The sequence below is a fragment of the Flavobacterium sp. genome (genome assembly GCF_023151265.1).
Taxonomy (GTDB): Bacteria; Bacteroidota; Bacteroidia; order Flavobacteriales; family Flavobacteriaceae; genus Flavobacterium.
Genome location: NZ_JAKLJH010000008.1, coordinates 38742 through 57323, shown reverse-complemented (window position 1 = coordinate 57323; position 18582 = coordinate 38742). Strand labels below are relative to the sequence as shown.

The following is an 18582-nucleotide window of genomic DNA, read 5'->3' as shown; positions in this document are numbered from 1 at the left end:
TGTGACCTGCAGTAATGTTAGCGAATAAACGAATCATTAATGCGAATGGTTTTGTAAACATTCCAATAATCTCAACTGGCCACATAATTGGATATAACGCTTTTGGCACGGGTGGTGCAAAAATGTGTCCCCAATATGCTTTGTTAGCACTTAAAGTTGTAATCAAAAATGTAATAAATGCCATTACAAAAGTAAAGTAAATATTTCCAGTTAAGTTAGAACTAAATGGGAAGAAAGGAATTAAACCAATTAAGTTATTAATCCAAATGAAGAAAAAGATAGTTAATAGATATGGCATGTATTTTCCATACTTCTTTTCCCCAATATTAGGAATTGCAATATCATCTCTAACAAAAATTACTAATGGTTCTAAGAAACCAGCTAAGCCTTTTGGAGCCATACTGTTTTTCTTATAAGAACGAGCCACAGTAATAAACAATACTAAAAGAATGATAACAGACATTAGCATTGAGAAAACATTTTTAGTAATAGAAAAATCTAAAGGACGAGCTGCAAAATTAAAAGCACTTTTATCTTCTTCTTTTAACGTTTCAAATTTGTCAGCATAAAAAATTACTTCATTATATCTTACAAATTTTTCTTTTGCTACATGATGACCTGTATTGTCATGGTGAAATTCTGAAGCAGAAAAAATCTCTAATCCATTATCTGTCCATAAAATAATAGGTAATGGCAACGAAATTGCGTGACCATTCCAATCAGCTATGTGAAACTCGTGAGAATCTCCAATGTGTGAATTAATAAGTTCTGTAGCGCTAAACTCTTTATCAGCTGATTCTGAATGTCCTCCGCTCGCAGAAGCCATTAATGGTAAAATCAAAAATGATAACGAAAACAAAAATTGAATTGTGCGATTTGCTATTCTCATATACTTATACTAATAATAGTAAAATTTATTTCCTCTAAATTTTGTGCAAAGGTACATTATTAATTAAAAAATGAAAACTTATTATTATAATTTTTAAAAAAAGTAAGCCAAAAACCCTTTTTACTAGTTTTCTTTCAAATCGGAACTATTCAGTAAATTAACCGAAAAAATGGTTTCTAATAGCAGAAAAACAAAAAAAGGTATAAAAAACGACAACACATCCGGAATTTTATTAGCAATATCAGAATCAATAACAGGCATTAAAAAGAACACCGAAAGTCCCATTTTGATGATTCCAAACGCTAGAAAAGCATATCCTGTTTGTTGAAAAAAATACTTATTTACTAACACCAATAAAATGTACGAAACAGTAACCGTTAAAAAGTGAAATAAATAAATTGAAAAAGGCGATAATTTAAATTCGATTTGATTAAAATAAGAACTTAAAACGTATTGTTGAACAAAGTATAGCAATACCGTTAAAGGAACTAAATAAACGAACAGACGTGTAATTTTTTTAATCATTCTTTTTATCATTACTCATTTTGTTAACCTGTCGAATTACATTGTAAAGCGCCACAAAAACAGCTAACAATGAAAAAACTATAGTTAATACAGAACCTTCAATTTTAAATTTTTCATCTAACCATTGCCCTAACACGACTCCTAAAAAAATAATCAATCCCATTTGAAATGGGATGTTCATAAAAACTAACCACTTATTAGATTGTTTTTTATTGTTTGAATCCATTATTTGTTATGGGTTCTCATTTCGCAACTGGCTTCAAATCGAGCTCCTGGTTCTACTGCGAGTTTTCCAACGATTACTTCTCCTGTTATATGTGCTTTTGATTTTACATTTAGCATTCCTTCAGCTTGTAGCTTTCCTGAAAAAACACCTTCAATATCGATACTTTTACAAACAATATCACCAATGACCTCTCCTGTTGGTCCAATTACAATTTTTCCTTCGGAAGTGAAATTTCCTTTTAATTTTCCGTCTAGTCTAAAATCGGCGAAAGTAGTTATGTCACCTGTAATAGTAGTTCCTTCTACAATTCTATTTGTTTTGCCTAATAAATGATCTTGATTCTTTACTTTTTCAAACATATTAATAGGGATTTGGGTTCTTATTTATTTAACAAAATCCATTCTTCCAACTTCTTTTTCATTTGTACAATCTTGTAATCCTCAGTTGAAATAATATAAACTTTGTCGGTTAGTTTATAATTTTTATGCAATTGTAATACTGACAACACTGAAATGGCAGCATCTTTATTATCAAAACCATGAATTACAATAAAATTATCAGTCAGTGTATAAATATCTTCAGATGATTTTAATGCAACTGCATTAGTGTCTTTGATATACTTAGCAACCTTATCTGTCAAGTTTTTAACCTCTTTTTCGTAAGGATACGTTTTAGGGAAGATAATTTTGTAACTCGTTGGTTGTGACACACCAAAATCAAGCGCTTCAATTAACGGCACTTCGGTTTGTACCATTTTTTCGGCTTGTTTTCCTTCTTCGGCATTTGGATAAGTTAAGGCTACAAAATTTAGAGCTTTTTTATATTCTTCAACCCCTTTTAATCTTCCTGCAACTTTAGCTTTTAGCATTTCAAATTTAGGAAGCGATTCTTCTCCAGCAAATTTAAAAATAGCTTCATCTACTTCTACAAAAACTTCTCTCAGCTGATTGTTTTCAAACTTCTTGTATAATGTATTGAATACGATTTCTGGGTTATCGCTATCGGTAACTTCAACTTCTGGATTGTTTAATATTTGAGCATAACGACTATCAGGATATTTTGCTAAAATTTGTTGCTTCATATCAGTTGCTTTTGAAGGCGAAATTTGCTGATATATTTTGTACAAATTGTACATCGCCGGAAGCACCAAACGTTCTTCGGGTTTGTTCTTCAATAATTGCTCTAAGCGAGAAGCCGCTAATTCGTATTCTTTGAATTTTTCCTTATAAATTAATCCTAACTGATAATACGCAAAGTTTCTATCTTTTGCCAAACTATCAATTAATTTTTGGTCTGTTGGAATTTGAGCCAAATAAAATTGCGGATCGTATTTTGGATTTAATTCTTCTTTATCTGAAATGTCTTTTTGGTCAATTGAAAGACTATCAGTATTTTCATTATCAGTATTTTTTAATCCACTAGAAGACAATCTCCAATTATCACTTAATGGACGTTTTCCCCATCTGGATTGAAACTCTTTTTTTCCAAACTCTACCGCTACTGGATTATAAAAATAGAAGTTGCTATTATCTGCTCCCATTCCTGGAGGTAATATTGATGGTCCTGCAATATCCATGCTTTGGACATCTTTTTTACCAGATATATTTACATTTTTATCGTTAGTTCCTGGAGTGTTAAGACTGGCTTGAATATTTGCTTCTTTTTCTGCTTTTTCAGCCGCTATTTTAGCCTTTTTCTCGTCTTCAATTTTTAATTTAGCGATATAGTTTTCGTAGTATGTTTTTCTATCTAAATCATTCATTGCAACAACATTTAATATACTGTCATTTTGTTGTGCAATGGTTTCATACTTAATAACATCTTCTAAATTATCTCTTTTTTTCTTAATCTTACGATATTCTCTAGTTTTATCGTTTAATCGTAATAAAGTACTATCGTAATATTTACCAGCTGTTTTGTATTGGGCTTCTTTAAAATAAATTTCTCCAATATTTCTATAGTTTGAAGAAATCAAATAACTGTCTTGAGAAACTGATTTTATTGATTTATTGTAGTAAAATTTTGCCTTTTCATTTAAACCTTGTTTGTCATAAAAAATTCCCATTTGATGATGTAAAATATCTAAATAAGGGCGATTTTCTCTGTCTTCTAAAAGTTTAGTGAACTTTTCAACAAAAGCTAACGTATCGCCTTTTTTATAATCAAATTGAAGAGCTTGTTTTGCATGCGATTGAATAACGTATCGTCTTGGCGATTTTCTATTCATCTCTATTACCTCCTGAAATGCAGCATAAGCACTATCTTGATAATTTAGGCTTTCATATAATTGTCCTAAAATAAAAGTATAACGTGCTTTTTCTTCATTATTTTTTGTGGCTTCTTTTGCTACTTTTAACGAAGCAATTGCGGTATCTTTAACCTGAACATTCATGTAAGCTTGCGCCAACATAGCGTTTGCATCAGCTAAATCTTGTCCTTCAATTTTTTTATCTTTTAAAAGTAATTTAAGATTTTTGATAGCAACATCTTCATTATCCAATCGAATGTTAACTTTTTCACGCCATACTTTAGCATGATAAATGCGATCACTTAATGGATATTTATACAAAATGTAATTTAACGACTCTAGTGAAGGGATAAATCGATTGTCATAGTAACGCGCTTTGGCAAGTAACAAATAAGCTTCATCCATTTGTGGATTTTTCTCAGTACCCGCAATATTCATAGAGTGTTTTTGAATGGCTTTTACTGCTTTTTCTTCGGCACGCTCAAAATTTTGATTTTTTGTTTGACCTGGCAGTAAAGCGTCTTCATTATTTGGCATTCGCTCAACAGGTAAAATCTCCCAAAAATTATCTTGATAAGTGGTTTTCAATTCCTCTAACCCTTTATCTAATGCAATATTTCCGTTATATAAAACGTTGTATTCTGTAGTAACAGCGTGAAAATTTCGGTTAATAAACTTATCTTTTTTAACAGAACAGGCTATTAAAAAAAACAAAAAACCTACGACAAGAGAGTATTTAAATATAGTGCTTTTCAATGTAAAAACGTTTTTGTACTTAAACTACTAAAATCACTTTTTAGTATGTATAGAATGGTAAAAATACGTTTCTTTTTTTGATGTGAAAAAAAATAGGAGATTTTTTATTAATCAAATACATTTTTTAGGTCTTTTATTACCTTAAATGCTACATCAATTTGATCATCACTAACTATAATTGTAAATTCATTTGTAGTTGAAATTACTTCATGAATGATAATTCCTTCCCAAGCCAATCTTTGGAAAATATAGTAATAAACCCCTGGAGTTGAAATGTTTTCCTGTGGTAATTTAACCGTTATAGAAGATAAATTTTCAATTTTGTGAGTTAACTTCTCGTTTTTGAAAATAGCTTCCACCATTGGTTCAATCGAAGTACTCGTAACGATATTAGTTTCATTAACACCACGAGACGAAGTGTAAAAAATATCTTGTTGCTTATTAATTTCAGAAATCAATTTGGCTTGATTATCTAAAAGAGTGTCCGAAATTACATAAGTGAAATCTGTTAACGAAGAACGAACCGTTATTTCTCCAATATTCTTTAAAACTTTTGAAATTTTATAGTTGATTTTGAAATCTAATTCTTCAGAAAGTCTTTTTAACGACATTACAACGGCACCTTGTTTTACATCTTTTCCTAGATGCATTTCCAATTCTGGCATCATAATGCGAGCTAAAGATGTTAAATTGATAATGCCTTGCGAAAGTGAACTCAATAAAAAAGGCTTCGATTTAATGTATTGTTCTACTACAGAGGATATAGTTTTCATGTTTTTAGTTGTTTGTTTGGCGCAAAGATAAAAACAAAAAACAAATTGTTATAAATTTAACATTAAAAATAATAAAATGCTTCTTCAATATGTTCTATAACAAAATCAGATTTTTCTTTGTGAATTGCAACAATATCAAATCGAACTTCTACATCTAAATCATTTTGGATAACGTATTCATTAATGGCTTTTACCAATAATTGAATTTTCTTAGGTTTTACAAAATCTTGAGGCAAACCAAAATCAATACTCGAACGCGTTTTTACTTCAACAACGGCTAGTATTCCATTTTTTTGAGCAATAATATCGATTTCGGCTTTGTCAAAAACCCAATTGGTTTCCAAGATTTCGTAGCCGTTTTTTTCCAAGAAATCAACTGCTAATTCTTCTCCAAATTTTCCTAAATCGTTGTGTTCAGCCATTTTATTTCTTAAATCAGCAATCGTTAATCATCAATCAAAAATCAATTTTACTTCTTTGTCATTCACTTCAAAATCAACTTGCTTTCCAAGAATCAATGTTCGGTTGTCTTTTTGATGTCCCGCTGGAAATTCAAAAGCAATTGGAATGTTATATTCTTTGGCAATCGCAGTAATAATTTGCACTTCGTTTTGCCCGAACGGAATTTCATTATCGTGCATATCGGCCATACTTCCCACAATAATTCCTTTTACATTTTCGAAATAACCGTTACGTTTTAAGTTGTACATCATTCTGTCGATGTGATACAAATACTCATCCAAATCTTCAATAAATAGAATTTTTCCTTTCGTATCAATCGATGATTTTGAACCCAATAAACTATATAAAATCGAAATGTTTCCACCTACTAATTCACCCGAAGCTTTTCCTTTTACATCATATGGTTTTGATGGAATTGTATAGGAAATAACTTCACCAAAAAGCGCTTTTCGCAACGTTTCTTTCACTTCTTCTGGTGCTTTTGGAACTGTAAATGGCATAATCGAATGCAAAGTCGCAACTCGTTCAACATTCAATTGACTGTGCAAAACGGTAACATCAGAAAAACCCATAATCCATTTCGGATGCTTTTTGAATTTGGTAAAATCTAATGAATCGATAATTCGAACCGTCCCATAACCTCCACGCGCACACCAAATGGCTTTGATATTATCGTCGTCCATCATTTCTTGAAAATCGGCTATTCTTTCGGCATCAGTTCCACCAAGTTGGCAACTATCTAAACCTATGGTTCTCCCTAATTTGGCTTTTAAACCCCAAGATGCTAATAATTCAATAGCGGGTTTTGCATCTTCTGGAAAAAATTTACGAGCCGTACAAACAATAGCAACTGTGTCGCCTTTTTTAAGATAAGGTGGAATTTTCATTTTCTTTTGCGAATGAGAAAAGTTTGAAATTAAAATAAGTATCAAAATAAATCTATACATCGTCAGATTTTATTAACTCAAAAGTAAACAAAATCCAATTAAAATTCGGGATTTCGTCACTAATCGATTATTTTTGTTTCAGTTTTTAATAAAATAGTCTTTACTCTCTTAAATTAACACTTCAGTTGTTCAAAATTTAACGCAAAGTTTAGAAGTTTTTCGCCAAGTTAAAAAAAGGAAAAATGACAGAAAATGAAATCTCAAACAAAGTTATTGGAATTGCCATTGAAGTTCACAATGCATTAGGTCCTGGCTTACTTGAAAATACCTATAAAGAATGTCTTTATTATAAACTTGTACAAGCAGGATTTAAAGTTGAAAAAGAAAAATCAATTCCATTGATTTTCGAAGAAGTAAAACTAGATTGCGGATACAGAATAGATTTACTTGTAGAGGATAAACTCGTTTTAGAATTAAAAAGTGTTGAAGAACTTTCCGAACTTCATTTTGCTCAAACTTTAACTTATTTAAGGCTAGGCAACTTCAAATTAGGCTTACTTTTAAACTTTAATTCCGTTCTTTTAAAAGAAGGTATCAGACGAGTTGTGAATAAATTATAATTTTCACGACATTTGCACTTTTAAAACTTAAAAATTCTTTGCAAAGCTTTGCGAAAAACTTAGCGTCTTTGCGTTAAAATAAAAAAATTATGTTAGAAAATCCGAAAAGATATACTATTACTGCGGCTTTACCTTATACAAATGGCCCTATTCACATTGGACATTTAGCAGGTGTTTATGTTCCTTCTGATATTTATGCAAGATATTTACGTTTGCAAGGAAAAGATGTGGCTTTCATTTGCGGAAGCGACGAGCACGGTGTGGCGATTTCCATGAAAGCGAAAAAAGAAGGTATTACACCACAACAAGTAATTGATAAATATGACGGAATTATTCGTCAATCGTTTTTAGATTTCGGAATTTCTTTTGATAATTATTCTAGAACTTCTGCCGAGATTCATCATAAAACGGCTTCGGAATTTTTCAAAAAATTATACGATAATGGTGATTTCATCGAAGAAACAACCGAACAATTATACGATGCAAAAGCTGACCAATTTTTAGCAGACCGTTTCGTAACGGGAACTTGTCCAAAATGTGACAATCCTGAAGCTTACGGCGATCAATGTGAAAAATGTGGTTCGACTTTAAATGCGACGGACTTAATCAACCCGAAATCGACAATCACTGGAACAACTCCCATCAAAAAAGAAACGAAACACTGGTTTTTACCTTTAAATCGTTACGAATCGTTCTTAAGAGAATGGATTTTAGAAGGTCATAAAAACGACTGGAAACCAAATGTTTACGGACAAGTAAAATCGTGGGTTGATGGTGGCTTAGAGCCAAGAGCGGTAACACGTGATTTGGATTGGGGAATCGATGTTCCAGTAGAAGGTGCCGAAGGAAAAAAATTATACGTTTGGTTTGATGCGCCAATTGGCTACATTTCGTCAACCAAAGAATGGGCGGCTCGCGAAGGAAAAGATTGGGAACCGTATTGGAAAGATGCCGATACAAAATTGGTTCATTTCATTGGAAAAGACAATATCGTGTTCCATTGTATTATTTTCCCAGCGATGTTAAAAGCAGAAGGAAGTTACATTTTACCTGATAATGTTCCAGCAAACGAATTTTTAAATTTAGAAGGAAATAAATTATCGACTTCTAAAAACTGGGCAGTTTGGTTGCACGAATATTTACAAGATTTCCCAGAAAAACAAGATTCATTGCGTTATGCATTAACAGCAAATGCGCCTGAAACTAAAGATAACGACTTCACTTGGAAGGATTTTCAAGCGAGAAATAATAACGAATTAGCAGCGATTTTTGGAAATTTCATCAATCGTGTCGTGGTGTTAACCAATAAATATTACAACGGAATTGTTCCAGCTCCAAACGAATTCTCAGAAGTTGACGAACAAACATTAACTGAATTAAAAGCGTATCCAGCCGTAATTTCAAGTTCAATTGAGCGTTACCGATTTAGAGAAGCATTGGGCGAATTAATGAATGTTGCTCGTTTAGGAAACAAATATTTAGCGGATGAAGAACCATGGAAAATGGTAAAAGAAAATCCGGCAAGAGTTCAAGCGCAAATGTATGTGGCATTACAAATTGCTTCTGCTTTAGCGGTTTTATCAGAACCATTTTTACCTTTTACGGCTAAGAAATTATCGAATATTCTAAAAATCGATGCTTTAGCTTGGAACGATGTAACGACTAAAACAGATTTATTACCAGCTGGACATCAAATAGGTCAAGCCGAAATCTTGTTTGCTCAAATTGAAGATGCCGAAATCCAAAAACAATTAGACAAATTAGAAGCAACTAAAACCGCAAACAAAGTGGAAAACGCAAAAGCTGAACCGCAAAAAGAAACGGCTTCGTTCGAAGATTTTGCAAAAATAGATTTACGAATTGGAACGATTATTGAAGCTGAAAAAATGCCAAAAGCCAATAAGTTATTGGTTTTAAAAGTAGATACTGGAATTGATGTAAGAACCATCGTTTCTGGAATCGCAGAGCACTTTACACCAGAAGAAGTAATTGGAAAACGCGTAACGGTTTTAGTAAACTTAGCACCGAGAGCTTTACGAGGCGTAGAAAGTGAAGGCTTGTTGTTATTAACGAACAATGCAGAAGGTAAATTGGTTTTCGTAAACCCAGATGCGGAAGGCGTGATTAATGGCGCGATGATTTCTTAATACAAAAAATATGAACCCAAAAATAATCGCTTTCGACGCAGACGACACTTTATGGCACAACGAACCTTATTTCGATGAGGCGCAAGAACGCTTTTGTGTTTTGTTTCAAGATTATGCTTCGAGTCAGGAAATTTTGGGATTGATTTTGAATCATCAGGTTAAAAATTTGCCTTTGTATGGTTTCGGAATTAAAGCGTTTACCTTGTCAATGATTGAAACTGCTTTGCAATTGACAAATCATCAAATTTTGGGAAAAGGAATTGAGCAAATTTTAGCCATTGGAAAGGATTTATTGCAAAAACCAGTCGAATTGTTACCTAATGTAGAATCCGTTTTAGAACAATTAAAAGGGAAATATAAATTGGTCGTTGCCACCAAAGGCGATTTAAAAGACCAACATCGTAAGTTACACGATTCGGGAATTGGACACTATTTTCATCATATTGAAGTGTTGAGTGATAAAGCCGAATTGGATTACGAAAAAATGCTAATTCGATTAGATTGCAAACCTGAAGATTTTCTTATGATTGGAAATTCCTTAAAATCAGACGTTTTGCCTATTTTAAATATTCGCGGGCATGCAATTCACATTCCGTATCACACTACTTGGGAATACGAGAAAATTGATTTTGAGATTAAACACGAAAATTTCAAATCATTCGCCTCCATCGAAGAAATCTTAACAATTGTATAAGATTTTTCATTTGTTGGAACTCATTTTATTTTCTTAACTTTACGAAAATTCAAAGAAATATGTTGACAAATAATATCGCAAATGCTTTAAATAAGCAAATTAGAATAGAAGCCGAATCTTCACAAATTTATTTATCAATGGCTTGTTGGGCTGAAATTCAAGGCTTAGAAGGTGTAGCTCAATTCATGTACAATCAGTCTGACGAAGAGCGTTCGCACATGCTAAAATTGGTAAAATATGTAAACGAAAGAGGTGGTCATGCCGAAATCACCGATTTAAAAGCTCCGAAAACCAAATTTGGAACATTCAAAGAAATGTTTGAAGAATTGTACGAGCACGAATGTTTTGTTTCAAATTCTATCAACGAATTGGTTCATACAACGCTAACCGAAAAAGATTACGCTACTCACAATTTCTTACAATGGTATGTAGCGGAACAAATTGAAGAAGAAGCACAAGCAAAAACTATTTTAGATAAAATCAATTTAATTGGCGAAGACCGAGGTGGATTATACTTATTTGACCGTGATATTCAACAATTAGCAGTAACTAGTTCGATTTCAATAAATCCGCAGTAATTTTTATTTAGAATATTTAAAAATAATATTATCTTTGCAGAGTCAAATGAATTTCTGATGAGCAAAGAAGAGAAAAAGAAGGACAAAAAGAAAAAGAAGAAGCAAAAACAACAACTTCTTTTAGCCGATATAAAAATTGCAGAAAACTGCAAATCAAAATGTTGTGGCAAATTTGAAAAAGGCGAACACAAACGCTGTAAACGTTGCCCAATGTTTGATTTAATTAAAAAAGCATCCTAAACCTTCTCCTTAACCGAGAAGGTTTTGTGTTTTATAACCATACACTACATTGAAAACAAAAATTGATTTAAACAACTGGAACCGAAAAGGACATTTGGAATTCTTCTCAGCCTTCCAAGAACCGTTTTTTGGAATTACAACAGCCATTGATTGTACGATTGCTTATGAAAAAGCGAAGGCAATGCAAATTTCATTTTTTGTATATTATCTTCATAAGACTCTTGCAGCGGTAAATCAAATTGAAAATTTTAGATACAGAATCGAAGGTGATGATGTGTTTCTATACAATGAAATTGACGCTTCTGCTACTATTATGAGAGAAGATAAGACTTTTGGTTTTTCGTTTATGAAATTTCATGAAGATATTCACGAATTTAATAAAATAGTCCAAAAAGAAATTGAAAGAATCCAAACGACTACTGGAATTTTAACGAGAGAGTATCCTGAAAACATTATTCATTTTTCGGCTGTGCCTTGGATCAATTTTACTGGATTAACGCATTCTAGAAATTTTGGCGTTGCCGACAGTTGTCCGAAAATTTCCTATGGAAAACTGGTTGAAGAAAACGGAAAGAAATCGATGGCGCTTTCAGTTACTGCACATCATGGGTTAATTGATGGTTATCATATAGGCTTATTTATCGAAGCATTACAAACCGAATTAAACAAATAAACCACCAACTTTCGCTGGTGGTCTTTTCTCAAACGGCATTCAAAATTGCTAAAATATCTTCACCGAATCGTTCCGATTTTTGTTTCCCAAAACCTTTGATTTGTTGTAATTCATCTAAGTTGCTTGGCTTATACATGGCTAAATCGATTAATTCTGAATTGTGACAAATCATATACTTTTTCAGTTTCAAAGCTTCCGATTTTTCGTTTCTCCACTGATTCAAATAACCATAAACTTGTTTGTCTTTCGGATTCAAATCTTCGAAAGATTTTCGTTCTAATCGCTCTGGTTTTTGTTCTTCTTCTGATTCATAATGAACAATAACCGACCAATGGGCTTCTTCACTTTCCACAAATTGCGTACTTGATTTTTTAAACGTAACCGAATTCAAAAAAGCATTCAATTGTTGTTGATCGTACTCCAAAAATACGTTATCCAAACGGATTGAAAATACTCTAACTTGCATAACATCCTTATTTACCGATTAATAAAATTTCGTTTGCAACAACTTCTGTAACATAGCGTTTGATTCCGTCTTTATCGTCGTAACTTCTGTGAGTTAACTTACCTTCTATTCCGATTTCTTTTCCTTTGGTTACAAATCTTTCGATAATTTCGGCTGTTTTGCCCCAAGCGGTTACTCGGTGCCATTGCGTTTGTTCTACTTTGTCACCGTTTTCACGATAATACACTTCGTTTGTAGCAATGCTGATGTTTGCTAATTTTTTTCCTCCTTCAAGGTTTTTGATTTCTGGTTCTTGACCAACATGTCCGATTAATTGTACTGAATTCTTCATGGCGTATAAAATTTAAATGTTTGTGTTACTTGAATTTTTTTGGAACACAGATTTAAGAAATTGGAATAATTTAAAAAATCTATGTGTTGAACTTGATTTTTGAATTTGTCCCGAAGCTTCGGGATTGAACTTGATTACTTGCTTAATAAAATCAACTCGTTTGCAACAACTTCCGTGATATAACGTTTGTTTCCATCTTTATCGTCGTAGCTTCTGTGGGTTAGTTTACCTTCAATAGCAACGTGACTTCCTTTGGTTAATAATTTTTCAATGATATCTACTGTTTTTCCCCAAGCGGAAACGCGGTGCCATTCGGTTTGTTCTACTTTTTCACCTTTAGCGTTGGTGTAATTTTCATTCGTAGCGATAGTGAAGTTAGCTACTCTTCCAGATTCTAAGTTTTTGATTTCTGGTTCTTGACCTACATGTCCGATTAATTGTACTCTGTTTTTCATGGCGTGTAAAAATTTAAATGTTTATAATTATTAATATTGATTCTTTTTTGGAACACAGATTTAAGAAATTGAAATAATCTAAAAAATCTAATGTTTGAAATTTGAACTTGCTCTTGTTTTTGAATTTTGCTTTCGTTCATTTCGACATTGCAAAGATGTGGCAAGAAAAAAACGTTATTCGGTATTTAGGCATTTAATTTCGGTTGTAAATATTTGTAAGCGTTTGTAAATGGAAAATATTTTTGTATATTAGCTTTAATTATAAGACTTTACAGATGAAAAAAACAATCTTCCAAAAAAGTATTTATTTTTTACTTTTTATTTGTTCGTTTACTGCTTTTGCACAAAACACTTTGAATTACAACGATGAAAAAGGTTCGCCAAAAGCTACTTTGCAAGATGTAAAATGGATTGTGGGTAATTGGACAGGCGAAGCTTTAGGCGGCATTTGTCAAGAAACGTGGAGCGAGCCGATTGGAAATTCGATGATGTTTAGCTTCAAATTAGTAGTAGATGGAAAAGTTGCTTTCTATGAATTGGGACACATTATTGAAAAAGAAAAAACACTTTTATTACAACTCAAACATTTTGACGGCGAATTGAAAGGTTGGGAAAAAGCGGAAGTGAGTGAGAATTTCAGATTGGTAAAAGTTACGCCAACCCATGTGTATTTTGACAAATTTACTTTTGAGAAAATTTCAGATAACGAAATTAATCTTTACGTAGTTTTTGAAGAAAGTGGTAAAGAAATGAAGTTTAATTTTAAGAAGTAATTCTTTTAGACCTGACAGTTTTCGAAAACCTGTCAGGTCAAACAATACATTAAAACTTATGAGTAAAACCTGTTTAGAATGTGGCGATAAAATCATCGGTCGCGAAGACAAAAAGTTTTGTTCGGATGGCTGCCGCAATGCGTACAACAACAAAATGAACAAAGATCAGAACAATCTGATGCGCAACATAAACAACAAATTGCGTAAAAACTACCGCATTTTGTGTGAACTCAACCCAGAAGATAAAGGAAAAACCACCAAAACCAAATTGCTAAGCAAAGGTTTCGATTTTGAGTTTTTCACAAGCATGTTACAAACCAAAACCGGCAACACCTATTTCTTTTTGTACGACCAAGGGTATCGTGCTTTGGAAGATGATTTTTATATGTTGGTGAAGAAAGATAGTTAAGAAGATAGATGAAAGAAGAAAGAGAAAAGAAAAGTTATTCAACTTTTTTGAAAGAAAATGAGGGGAAGATTGTTTTCCTCCTAATTATATTGTTCTTCATATTTATTATGATTTTTTCAAAATTTAATAAAGAAGAATATAATAATAAAATCAAAAATTATAGTGGTAAAACAATTGGCATAACTAGCAGTATTAAGAATCATGGAAAAACAAGTGATTTGAGATATTACTTTTATTATAAAAATCAAAGATTTGTTTCCGAATCAAATGAGAATAATTTTAGTAAGAAAGATTTAAAAAAGTTTTTCAATGTCGTTTTTGATAAAAAAAATCCAGAAAATAGTCATATTTATTTAAACGAAGAAATCCAACCAGATTCAATTACATTAACTAAAGCTGGTTTTAAATATGTTACTTACTACGAACACGACATTCCAACAAATACCTACATAAAAAAATACAAATGGGAATAAAAATCTCCATACTCGGCTGCGGTTGGTTGGGTTTACCTTTAGCCAAATCATTGCTTGCAAAAGGTTACGAAGTAAAAGGTTCTACGACTTCGGAAAGTAAATTAGACGTGTTGAAAAATGCTGGGATTTTACCTTTCCAAATTCAATTAGATGAACATCAAATCATTGGAAATATGGAAGATTTTCTAAAAGAAACCGATGTTTTGATTATTGATATTCCGCCTGGATTGAGAAGAGAAGTTTCGACTTCTAACGAAATGACATTCGTAAATAAAGTAAAAACGTTGATTCCGTTTATCGAAAAATCAGGGATTCAGAAAGTTGTTTTTGTAAGTTCGACTTCGGTTTATGGTGATAGTTTTCCAATTGTTGAAATTACCGAAGAAACAAAACCCGATCCCGATACCGAAAGTGGCAAACAATTAGTTATTGCAGAAACTCTTTTACAATCGAATTCATATTTCAAAACTACCGTAATTCGTTTTGGTGGTTTGCTTGGCGATGATCGTCATCCAGTAAAATTTTTAGCAGGAAGAACGAATGTCGAAAATCCGGATGCGCCGGTGAATATGATTCAAAGAGAAGATTGTATTGGAATTATAGAAAAGTCGCTCGACTTCGCTCGAGATGACAATTGGGAATGGAACCAAACCTTCAACGCTGTCGCACCTCAACATCCAACACGTAAAGCATATTATCACAAAAAAGCTGAAATATTCCATTTGCCATTGCCTACCTTTGCGGAAGATTCGGAATCGAAAGGTAAAATTATTTCTAGTGAAAAAGTGGAAACCATTTTAGGATATTCGTTCCAAAAAGAAATTTAGTAATGGCGTATTTTAGCGTATTTCACAATTACATCCAGCAAAAGAAAAATGCGATTGGTTTACCGATTTTAGCATTAATTTGGATTAGCTTTTTTTGGGGAACTACTTGGATTGCTTCGAAAGAAGGTGTCAAACACATGCCTCCGATGCAATTGGTTGCGTTGCGTCAACTTTTTGGTGGATTGTTGTATTTGCTTTATTTCTTAATCAAAAAACATCCTTGGCCAAACAAACGACAATGGCGCACGATTTTAGTTTTGAGTGTGTTGAATTTCATGCTGAGTAACGGTTTAAGTACTTGGGGCGTGAAATACATTTCGAGTGGTTTGGGTGCGATTATTGGTTCGATATTTCCGCTTTGGATTGTAATCATCAGTTTGTTTCGCGGACAAAAAACATCTTGGAAAGCTGTTGTAGGTTTGGTTATCGCTTTTGGTGGAATTTGCGTTATTTTCTACGATTACCTCAACGATTTCTTAGAACCTGAATTCCGTTTTGGAATTTTACTTTCAGTAATTGCTACGTTTACTTGGGCGTTGTCTTCGATTTATATCAAAGAAAATAAGACGAATTTTAATCCGTATTTTAGTTTGGGTTTGCAAATGTTGATTTCGAGTATTGTGATTTCAAGCGTAATTGGATTTAATGGGACTTCGGTTCCGTTGAGCGAAATTCCGGCGATTTCTTGGTGGTCGATTGGTTACTTGGTGGTTTTTGGTTCGTTGTTGACGTTTATTGCTTTTATTTATGCGTTGGAAAACTTACCAACGGAAATCAGCAGTTTATATGCTTACATAAATCCGATGGTGGCGTTGTTTTTTGGATATTTATTATTTAATGAACCTTTGACAACTGCTATTATTATTGGTGGAACGATAACGATTATTGGACTTTATTTAGTAAATCGAGCGATTAAGAAGAAATAGTTTTTAGCCACTGATTAAAGGATTTTCACGGATTATAATCCTTCTAATCTTTTAATCCGTGGCGATAATCTTTACTATTCAACAAAAAAAATCCCACCTAAAAGATGGGACTTGATTTTATTTTGAATTTGATTACCAAATTTTCACACGTTTTTCAAAAGGCAAATACATACCGTTGTGTGGTAAAATATTGAACGCTTTGTAGAACGCTTCCACATTTTGCAATGGCACATAAGCACGATACATTCCTGGCGAATGCGGGTCAGTTTTTACTTGATTTTTGATGGCTTCGTCACGCATTTTGCTTCTCCAAATGGTTGCCCAAGAAATAAAGAAACGTTGCTCTGGCGTGAATCCGTCAATTAAACCTGGGTTTCCGTTTGCTTTTAAATAGATTTGTAATCCGTCGTAAGCAGCGTTAACTCCACCTAAATCTCCGATGTTTTCACCTAAAGTGAATTTTCCATCTACAAAAATTCCAGGCAATGGTTCTAAAGCTGAATATTGATCTGCTAAAGCACTTCCTAATGTAGTGAATTGTTTCAAATCTTCATCACTCCACCAGTTTACCAAATTTCCATCTGCATTATATCTTGAACCTGAATCGTCAAATCCGTGTGAAATTTCGTGACCAATTACAGCTCCAATTCCACCATAATTTACAGCTTCATCCGCTTTGTAATCGTAGAAAGGTGGTTGTAAAATCGCAGCTGGGAATACAATCTCATTGTTTGTTGGACTGAAATAAGCATTTACTGTTTGAGGCGACATTCCCCATTCTTCTTTATCTACTGGTTTACCTAATTTTTCGATGTTTTTCTTTTGACTCCATTTGGCGTACATTCTTGAATTATCAAAATACGTTCCGCCTTGTTCTGGAGATTTTACTTCAAGAGCTGAATAATCTTTCCATTTATCAGGATATCCGATTTTCACTCGGAATTTATTCAATTTAATTTTCGCATTTTCCTTAGTCGCTTTTGTCATCCAAGGTAAATTGTTGATACGATTATCAAAAGCTAACATCACATTAGCAATCATTGCTTGCGCTTTTGCTTTTGCTTCTGGTGGGAATTTTTTAGCAACATATAATTTTCCTAACGCTTCACCTAATCTTCCATTAACAGTTGCTAAAGCTCTTTCTTCTGCTGGACGTTGTTTTACAGCTCCCGTTAATGTTTTTCCGTAGAAATCAAAATTAGCATTCTCGATATCGGTTGATAATAAACCTGCCGAACCTCTTAAAGCTGTCCAACGCATATACGCTTTCCAATCTTCAACTTGGTTATCTTTTAAAATCGTTTCAACCGTTTGTAAATATTTTGGTTGCGATACTACTAACGAATCTACTTTACCAATACCAACGCTTTGGAAATAAGCATCCCATTTTACTGTTGGTGCTAATTTTTGTAAATCAGCAAAACTCATTGGATTATAGGTTTTTCTTCTATCTCTACGCTCAACTCTATCTAAAGTTGCGGTTGACATTTTAGTTTCTAAGGCTAAAATTTTCTTCGCATTTGCATTAGCCGTAGTTTCTGATTCTCCTAAATATTGTAACATTCTGGTTACATGAGCTACGTATTTTTCACGCTTTTCTTTGTTGTCTGGCGCATCGGAAACATAATAATCTCTATCTGGTAAACCAAGACTTCCTGTTCCTACATAAATTACATTTTTGTTGCTGTTTTTAGCATCGGCACCAATGTAACTTCCAAAGAAACCTAATCCCATTTCTGGTTCCATTTCGGCTAATAAAGCTACTAATTGATCAGCGTTTTGAACTGCATTAATTTTCGCTAAATAAGGTTTTAATGGGTCGATTCCTGCTTTGTTTCTGCTTACTGTGTCTAAAACCGTTTTGTATAAGCTAATTGCTTTCGCTTGATCAGAATTTGGATCGATAGTTTTGTCCTTGATGGCATCTTTTAAAATTGCCATTACATCGTCATCTGTGTTTTTACGAAGCTCATCAAAACTTCCCCAACGTGTTCTGTCTGCTGGAATTTCGGTTTTATCTAACCAAGTTCCGTTTACATAACGATTGAAATCGTTAGCTGGATTTACGGATTTATCCATATATCCTACATTAATTCCTACTGATTCTTTTTTTGAAGCAACTTCTTGTGATGATTTACAAGATATTAGTACCGCTGACAAAAAAAGAAATCCTAGACTTCCTTTTAAAATTACTCTATTCATAA

The 18582-nt window shown here is 32.9% G+C and carries 23 protein-coding genes; 11 read left to right on the top strand and 12 right to left on the bottom strand.

What is annotated here, in order from left to right:
* The 8 genes from L6Q46_RS01735 to L6Q46_RS01700 form a co-directional block, all read right to left on the bottom strand.
* On the bottom strand, positions 1-826 hold an 826-nt coding region (locus L6Q46_RS01735; protein WP_291282839.1), incomplete at its 3' end, for a F0F1 ATP synthase subunit A.
* 186 nt (positions 827-1012) lie between these two features.
* The gene (locus tag L6Q46_RS01730; RefSeq protein WP_291282838.1) at positions 1013-1414 is read right to left on the bottom strand and encodes a DUF6168 family protein; all 402 of its coding nucleotides are present in this window, start codon (positions 1412-1414) and stop codon (positions 1013-1015) included.
* Entirely contained in the window at positions 1407-1640 is a 234-nt protein-coding gene (locus L6Q46_RS01725) for an AtpZ/AtpI family protein (protein ID WP_291282837.1), read from the bottom strand. Before L6Q46_RS01725 ends, L6Q46_RS01730 begins: the two co-directional genes overlap by 8 nt.
* Positions 1640-1999: a polymer-forming cytoskeletal protein gene (locus tag L6Q46_RS01720; protein ID WP_291282836.1), complete on the bottom strand. Its 360-nt coding sequence runs from the start codon at positions 1997-1999 to the stop codon at positions 1640-1642. The genes L6Q46_RS01725 and L6Q46_RS01720 overlap by 1 nt, the downstream gene beginning before the upstream one ends.
* A gap of 20 nt (positions 2000-2019) precedes the next feature.
* Positions 2020-4644: a gliding motility protein gene (locus L6Q46_RS01715; RefSeq protein ID WP_291282835.1), complete on the bottom strand. Its 2625-nt coding sequence runs from the start codon at positions 4642-4644 to the stop codon at positions 2020-2022.
* 107 nt (positions 4645-4751) lie between these two features.
* Positions 4752-5417: an aspartate kinase gene (locus L6Q46_RS01710; protein ID WP_111566389.1), complete on the bottom strand. Its 666-nt coding sequence runs from the start codon at positions 5415-5417 to the stop codon at positions 4752-4754.
* 62 nt (positions 5418-5479) lie between these two features.
* Positions 5480-5839 carry a YraN family protein gene (locus L6Q46_RS01705; protein WP_291282834.1) on the bottom strand — a complete coding sequence of 120 codons (360 nt, stop codon included), beginning with the start codon at positions 5837-5839 and terminating at the stop codon, positions 5480-5482.
* 30 nt (positions 5840-5869) lie between these two features.
* Positions 5870-6766, bottom strand: a complete 897-nt coding sequence (locus L6Q46_RS01700) for an LD-carboxypeptidase (protein WP_291282833.1) — start codon at positions 6764-6766, stop codon at positions 5870-5872.
* Between the two features lie 242 nt (positions 6767-7008).
* Here L6Q46_RS01700 and L6Q46_RS01695 point away from each other — a divergent pair, with 242 nt between their 5' ends.
* The 6 genes from L6Q46_RS01695 to L6Q46_RS01670 all read left to right on the top strand — a co-directional run bounded on the left by L6Q46_RS01695 (position 7009) and on the right by L6Q46_RS01670 (position 11718).
* On the top strand, positions 7009-7386 hold the full coding sequence (locus L6Q46_RS01695; protein WP_153201117.1) for a GxxExxY protein: 378 nt from the start codon (positions 7009-7011) through the stop codon (positions 7384-7386).
* An 89-nt stretch (positions 7387-7475) separates the two neighbouring features.
* A complete protein-coding gene (gene metG / locus L6Q46_RS01690) occupies positions 7476-9533 on the top strand; it encodes a methionine--tRNA ligase (RefSeq protein WP_291282832.1) in 2058 nt (685 codons plus the stop codon).
* 10 nt (positions 9534-9543) lie between these two features.
* Entirely contained in the window at positions 9544-10227 is a 684-nt protein-coding gene (locus L6Q46_RS01685; RefSeq protein WP_291282831.1) for an HAD family hydrolase, read from the top strand.
* A gap of 59 nt (positions 10228-10286) precedes the next feature.
* Positions 10287-10805: a ferritin gene (locus L6Q46_RS01680; RefSeq protein ID WP_111566394.1), complete on the top strand. Its 519-nt coding sequence runs from the start codon at positions 10287-10289 to the stop codon at positions 10803-10805.
* Positions 10806-10862: 57 nt separating this feature from the next.
* Entirely contained in the window at positions 10863-11045 is a 183-nt protein-coding gene (locus L6Q46_RS01675; RefSeq protein WP_111566395.1) for a hypothetical protein, read from the top strand.
* A 49-nt stretch (positions 11046-11094) separates the two neighbouring features.
* The gene (locus tag L6Q46_RS01670; protein ID WP_291282830.1) at positions 11095-11718 is read left to right on the top strand and encodes a chloramphenicol acetyltransferase; all 624 of its coding nucleotides are present in this window, start codon (positions 11095-11097) and stop codon (positions 11716-11718) included.
* Positions 11719-11746: 28 nt separating this feature from the next.
* Here L6Q46_RS01670 and L6Q46_RS01665 read toward each other — a convergent pair whose 3' ends face one another.
* The 3 genes from L6Q46_RS01665 to ssb (L6Q46_RS01655) all read right to left on the bottom strand — a co-directional run bounded on the left by L6Q46_RS01665 (position 11747) and on the right by ssb (L6Q46_RS01655) (position 12970).
* Positions 11747-12184, bottom strand: a complete 438-nt coding sequence (locus L6Q46_RS01665) for an HRDC domain-containing protein (RefSeq protein ID WP_291282829.1) — start codon at positions 12182-12184, stop codon at positions 11747-11749.
* Positions 12185-12191: 7 nt separating this feature from the next.
* Positions 12192-12515 (bottom strand): single-stranded DNA-binding protein, encoded by a 324-nt coding sequence (gene ssb / locus L6Q46_RS01660; protein WP_291282828.1) that lies wholly within the window; start codon positions 12513-12515, stop codon positions 12192-12194.
* Between the two features lie 134 nt (positions 12516-12649).
* Positions 12650-12970 carry a single-stranded DNA-binding protein gene (ssb, locus tag L6Q46_RS01655; protein WP_288985191.1) on the bottom strand — a complete coding sequence of 107 codons (321 nt, stop codon included), beginning with the start codon at positions 12968-12970 and terminating at the stop codon, positions 12650-12652.
* A gap of 275 nt (positions 12971-13245) precedes the next feature.
* On the opposite strand from ssb (L6Q46_RS01655), the gene L6Q46_RS01650 reads away from it, so the two are divergent.
* The 5 genes from L6Q46_RS01650 to L6Q46_RS01630 are packed head-to-tail and all read left to right on the top strand — an operon-like array spanning position 13246 to position 16378.
* Positions 13246-13743: a DUF6265 family protein gene (locus L6Q46_RS01650; RefSeq protein ID WP_291282827.1), complete on the top strand. Its 498-nt coding sequence runs from the start codon at positions 13246-13248 to the stop codon at positions 13741-13743.
* Positions 13744-13801: 58 nt separating this feature from the next.
* Positions 13802-14152 (top strand): hypothetical protein, encoded by a 351-nt coding sequence (locus L6Q46_RS01645; RefSeq protein ID WP_113987668.1) that lies wholly within the window; start codon positions 13802-13804, stop codon positions 14150-14152.
* Between the two features lie 8 nt (positions 14153-14160).
* A complete protein-coding gene (locus tag L6Q46_RS01640) occupies positions 14161-14625 on the top strand; it encodes a hypothetical protein (protein ID WP_291282826.1) in 465 nt (154 codons plus the stop codon).
* On the top strand, positions 14616-15452 hold the full coding sequence (locus L6Q46_RS01635) for an SDR family oxidoreductase (protein WP_291282825.1): 837 nt from the start codon (positions 14616-14618) through the stop codon (positions 15450-15452). The genes L6Q46_RS01640 and L6Q46_RS01635 overlap by 10 nt, the downstream gene beginning before the upstream one ends.
* 2 nt (positions 15453-15454) lie before the next feature.
* Entirely contained in the window at positions 15455-16378 is a 924-nt protein-coding gene (locus tag L6Q46_RS01630; protein ID WP_291282824.1) for an EamA family transporter, read from the top strand.
* A 132-nt stretch (positions 16379-16510) separates the two neighbouring features.
* Here L6Q46_RS01630 and L6Q46_RS01625 read toward each other — a convergent pair whose 3' ends face one another.
* Positions 16511-18580, bottom strand: a complete 2070-nt coding sequence (locus L6Q46_RS01625) for a M13 family metallopeptidase (protein WP_291282823.1) — start codon at positions 18578-18580, stop codon at positions 16511-16513.
* Positions 18581-18582: the final 2 nt, after the last annotated feature.

Bases quoted from the DNA above. Each gene is read 5' to 3' on its own strand.
- L6Q46_RS01705 (WP_291282834.1), bottom strand. From the start codon at position 5,839: ATGGCTGAACACAACGATTTAGGAAAATTTGGAGAAGAATTAGCAGTT.
- L6Q46_RS01730 (WP_291282838.1), bottom strand. From the start codon at position 1,414: ATGATTAAAAAAATTACACGTCTGTTCGTTTATTTAGTTCCTTTAACG.
- ssb (WP_291282828.1), bottom strand. From the start codon at position 12,515: ATGAAGAATTCAGTACAATTAATCGGACATGTTGGTCAAGAACCAGAA.
- L6Q46_RS01720 (WP_291282836.1), bottom strand. From the start codon at position 1,999: ATGTTTGAAAAAGTAAAGAATCAAGATCATTTATTAGGCAAAACAAAT.
- L6Q46_RS01680 (WP_111566394.1), top strand. From the start codon at position 10,287: ATGTTGACAAATAATATCGCAAATGCTTTAAATAAGCAAATTAGAATA.
- metG (WP_291282832.1), top strand. From the start codon at position 7,476: ATGTTAGAAAATCCGAAAAGATATACTATTACTGCGGCTTTACCTTAT.
- L6Q46_RS01710 (WP_111566389.1), bottom strand. From the start codon at position 5,417: ATGAAAACTATATCCTCTGTAGTAGAACAATACATTAAATCGAAGCCT.
- L6Q46_RS01675 (WP_111566395.1), top strand. From the start codon at position 10,863: ATGAGCAAAGAAGAGAAAAAGAAGGACAAAAAGAAAAAGAAGAAGCAA.
- L6Q46_RS01665 (WP_291282829.1), bottom strand. From the start codon at position 12,184: ATGCAAGTTAGAGTATTTTCAATCCGTTTGGATAACGTATTTTTGGAG.
- L6Q46_RS01650 (WP_291282827.1), top strand. From the start codon at position 13,246: ATGAAAAAAACAATCTTCCAAAAAAGTATTTATTTTTTACTTTTTATT.
- L6Q46_RS01725 (WP_291282837.1), bottom strand. From the start codon at position 1,640: ATGGATTCAAACAATAAAAAACAATCTAATAAGTGGTTAGTTTTTATG.
- L6Q46_RS01685 (WP_291282831.1), top strand. From the start codon at position 9,544: ATGAACCCAAAAATAATCGCTTTCGACGCAGACGACACTTTATGGCAC.
- L6Q46_RS01630 (WP_291282824.1), top strand. From the start codon at position 15,455: ATGGCGTATTTTAGCGTATTTCACAATTACATCCAGCAAAAGAAAAAT.
- L6Q46_RS01625 (WP_291282823.1), bottom strand. From the start codon at position 18,580: ATGAATAGAGTAATTTTAAAAGGAAGTCTAGGATTTCTTTTTTTGTCA.
- L6Q46_RS01700 (WP_291282833.1), bottom strand. From the start codon at position 6,766: ATGAAAATTCCACCTTATCTTAAAAAAGGCGACACAGTTGCTATTGTT.
- L6Q46_RS01645 (WP_113987668.1), top strand. From the start codon at position 13,802: ATGAGTAAAACCTGTTTAGAATGTGGCGATAAAATCATCGGTCGCGAA.
- ssb (WP_288985191.1), bottom strand. From the start codon at position 12,970: ATGAAAAACAGAGTACAATTAATCGGACATGTAGGTCAAGAACCAGAA.
- L6Q46_RS01695 (WP_153201117.1), top strand. From the start codon at position 7,009: ATGACAGAAAATGAAATCTCAAACAAAGTTATTGGAATTGCCATTGAA.
- L6Q46_RS01635 (WP_291282825.1), top strand. From the start codon at position 14,616: ATGGGAATAAAAATCTCCATACTCGGCTGCGGTTGGTTGGGTTTACCT.
- L6Q46_RS01640 (WP_291282826.1), top strand. From the start codon at position 14,161: ATGAAAGAAGAAAGAGAAAAGAAAAGTTATTCAACTTTTTTGAAAGAA.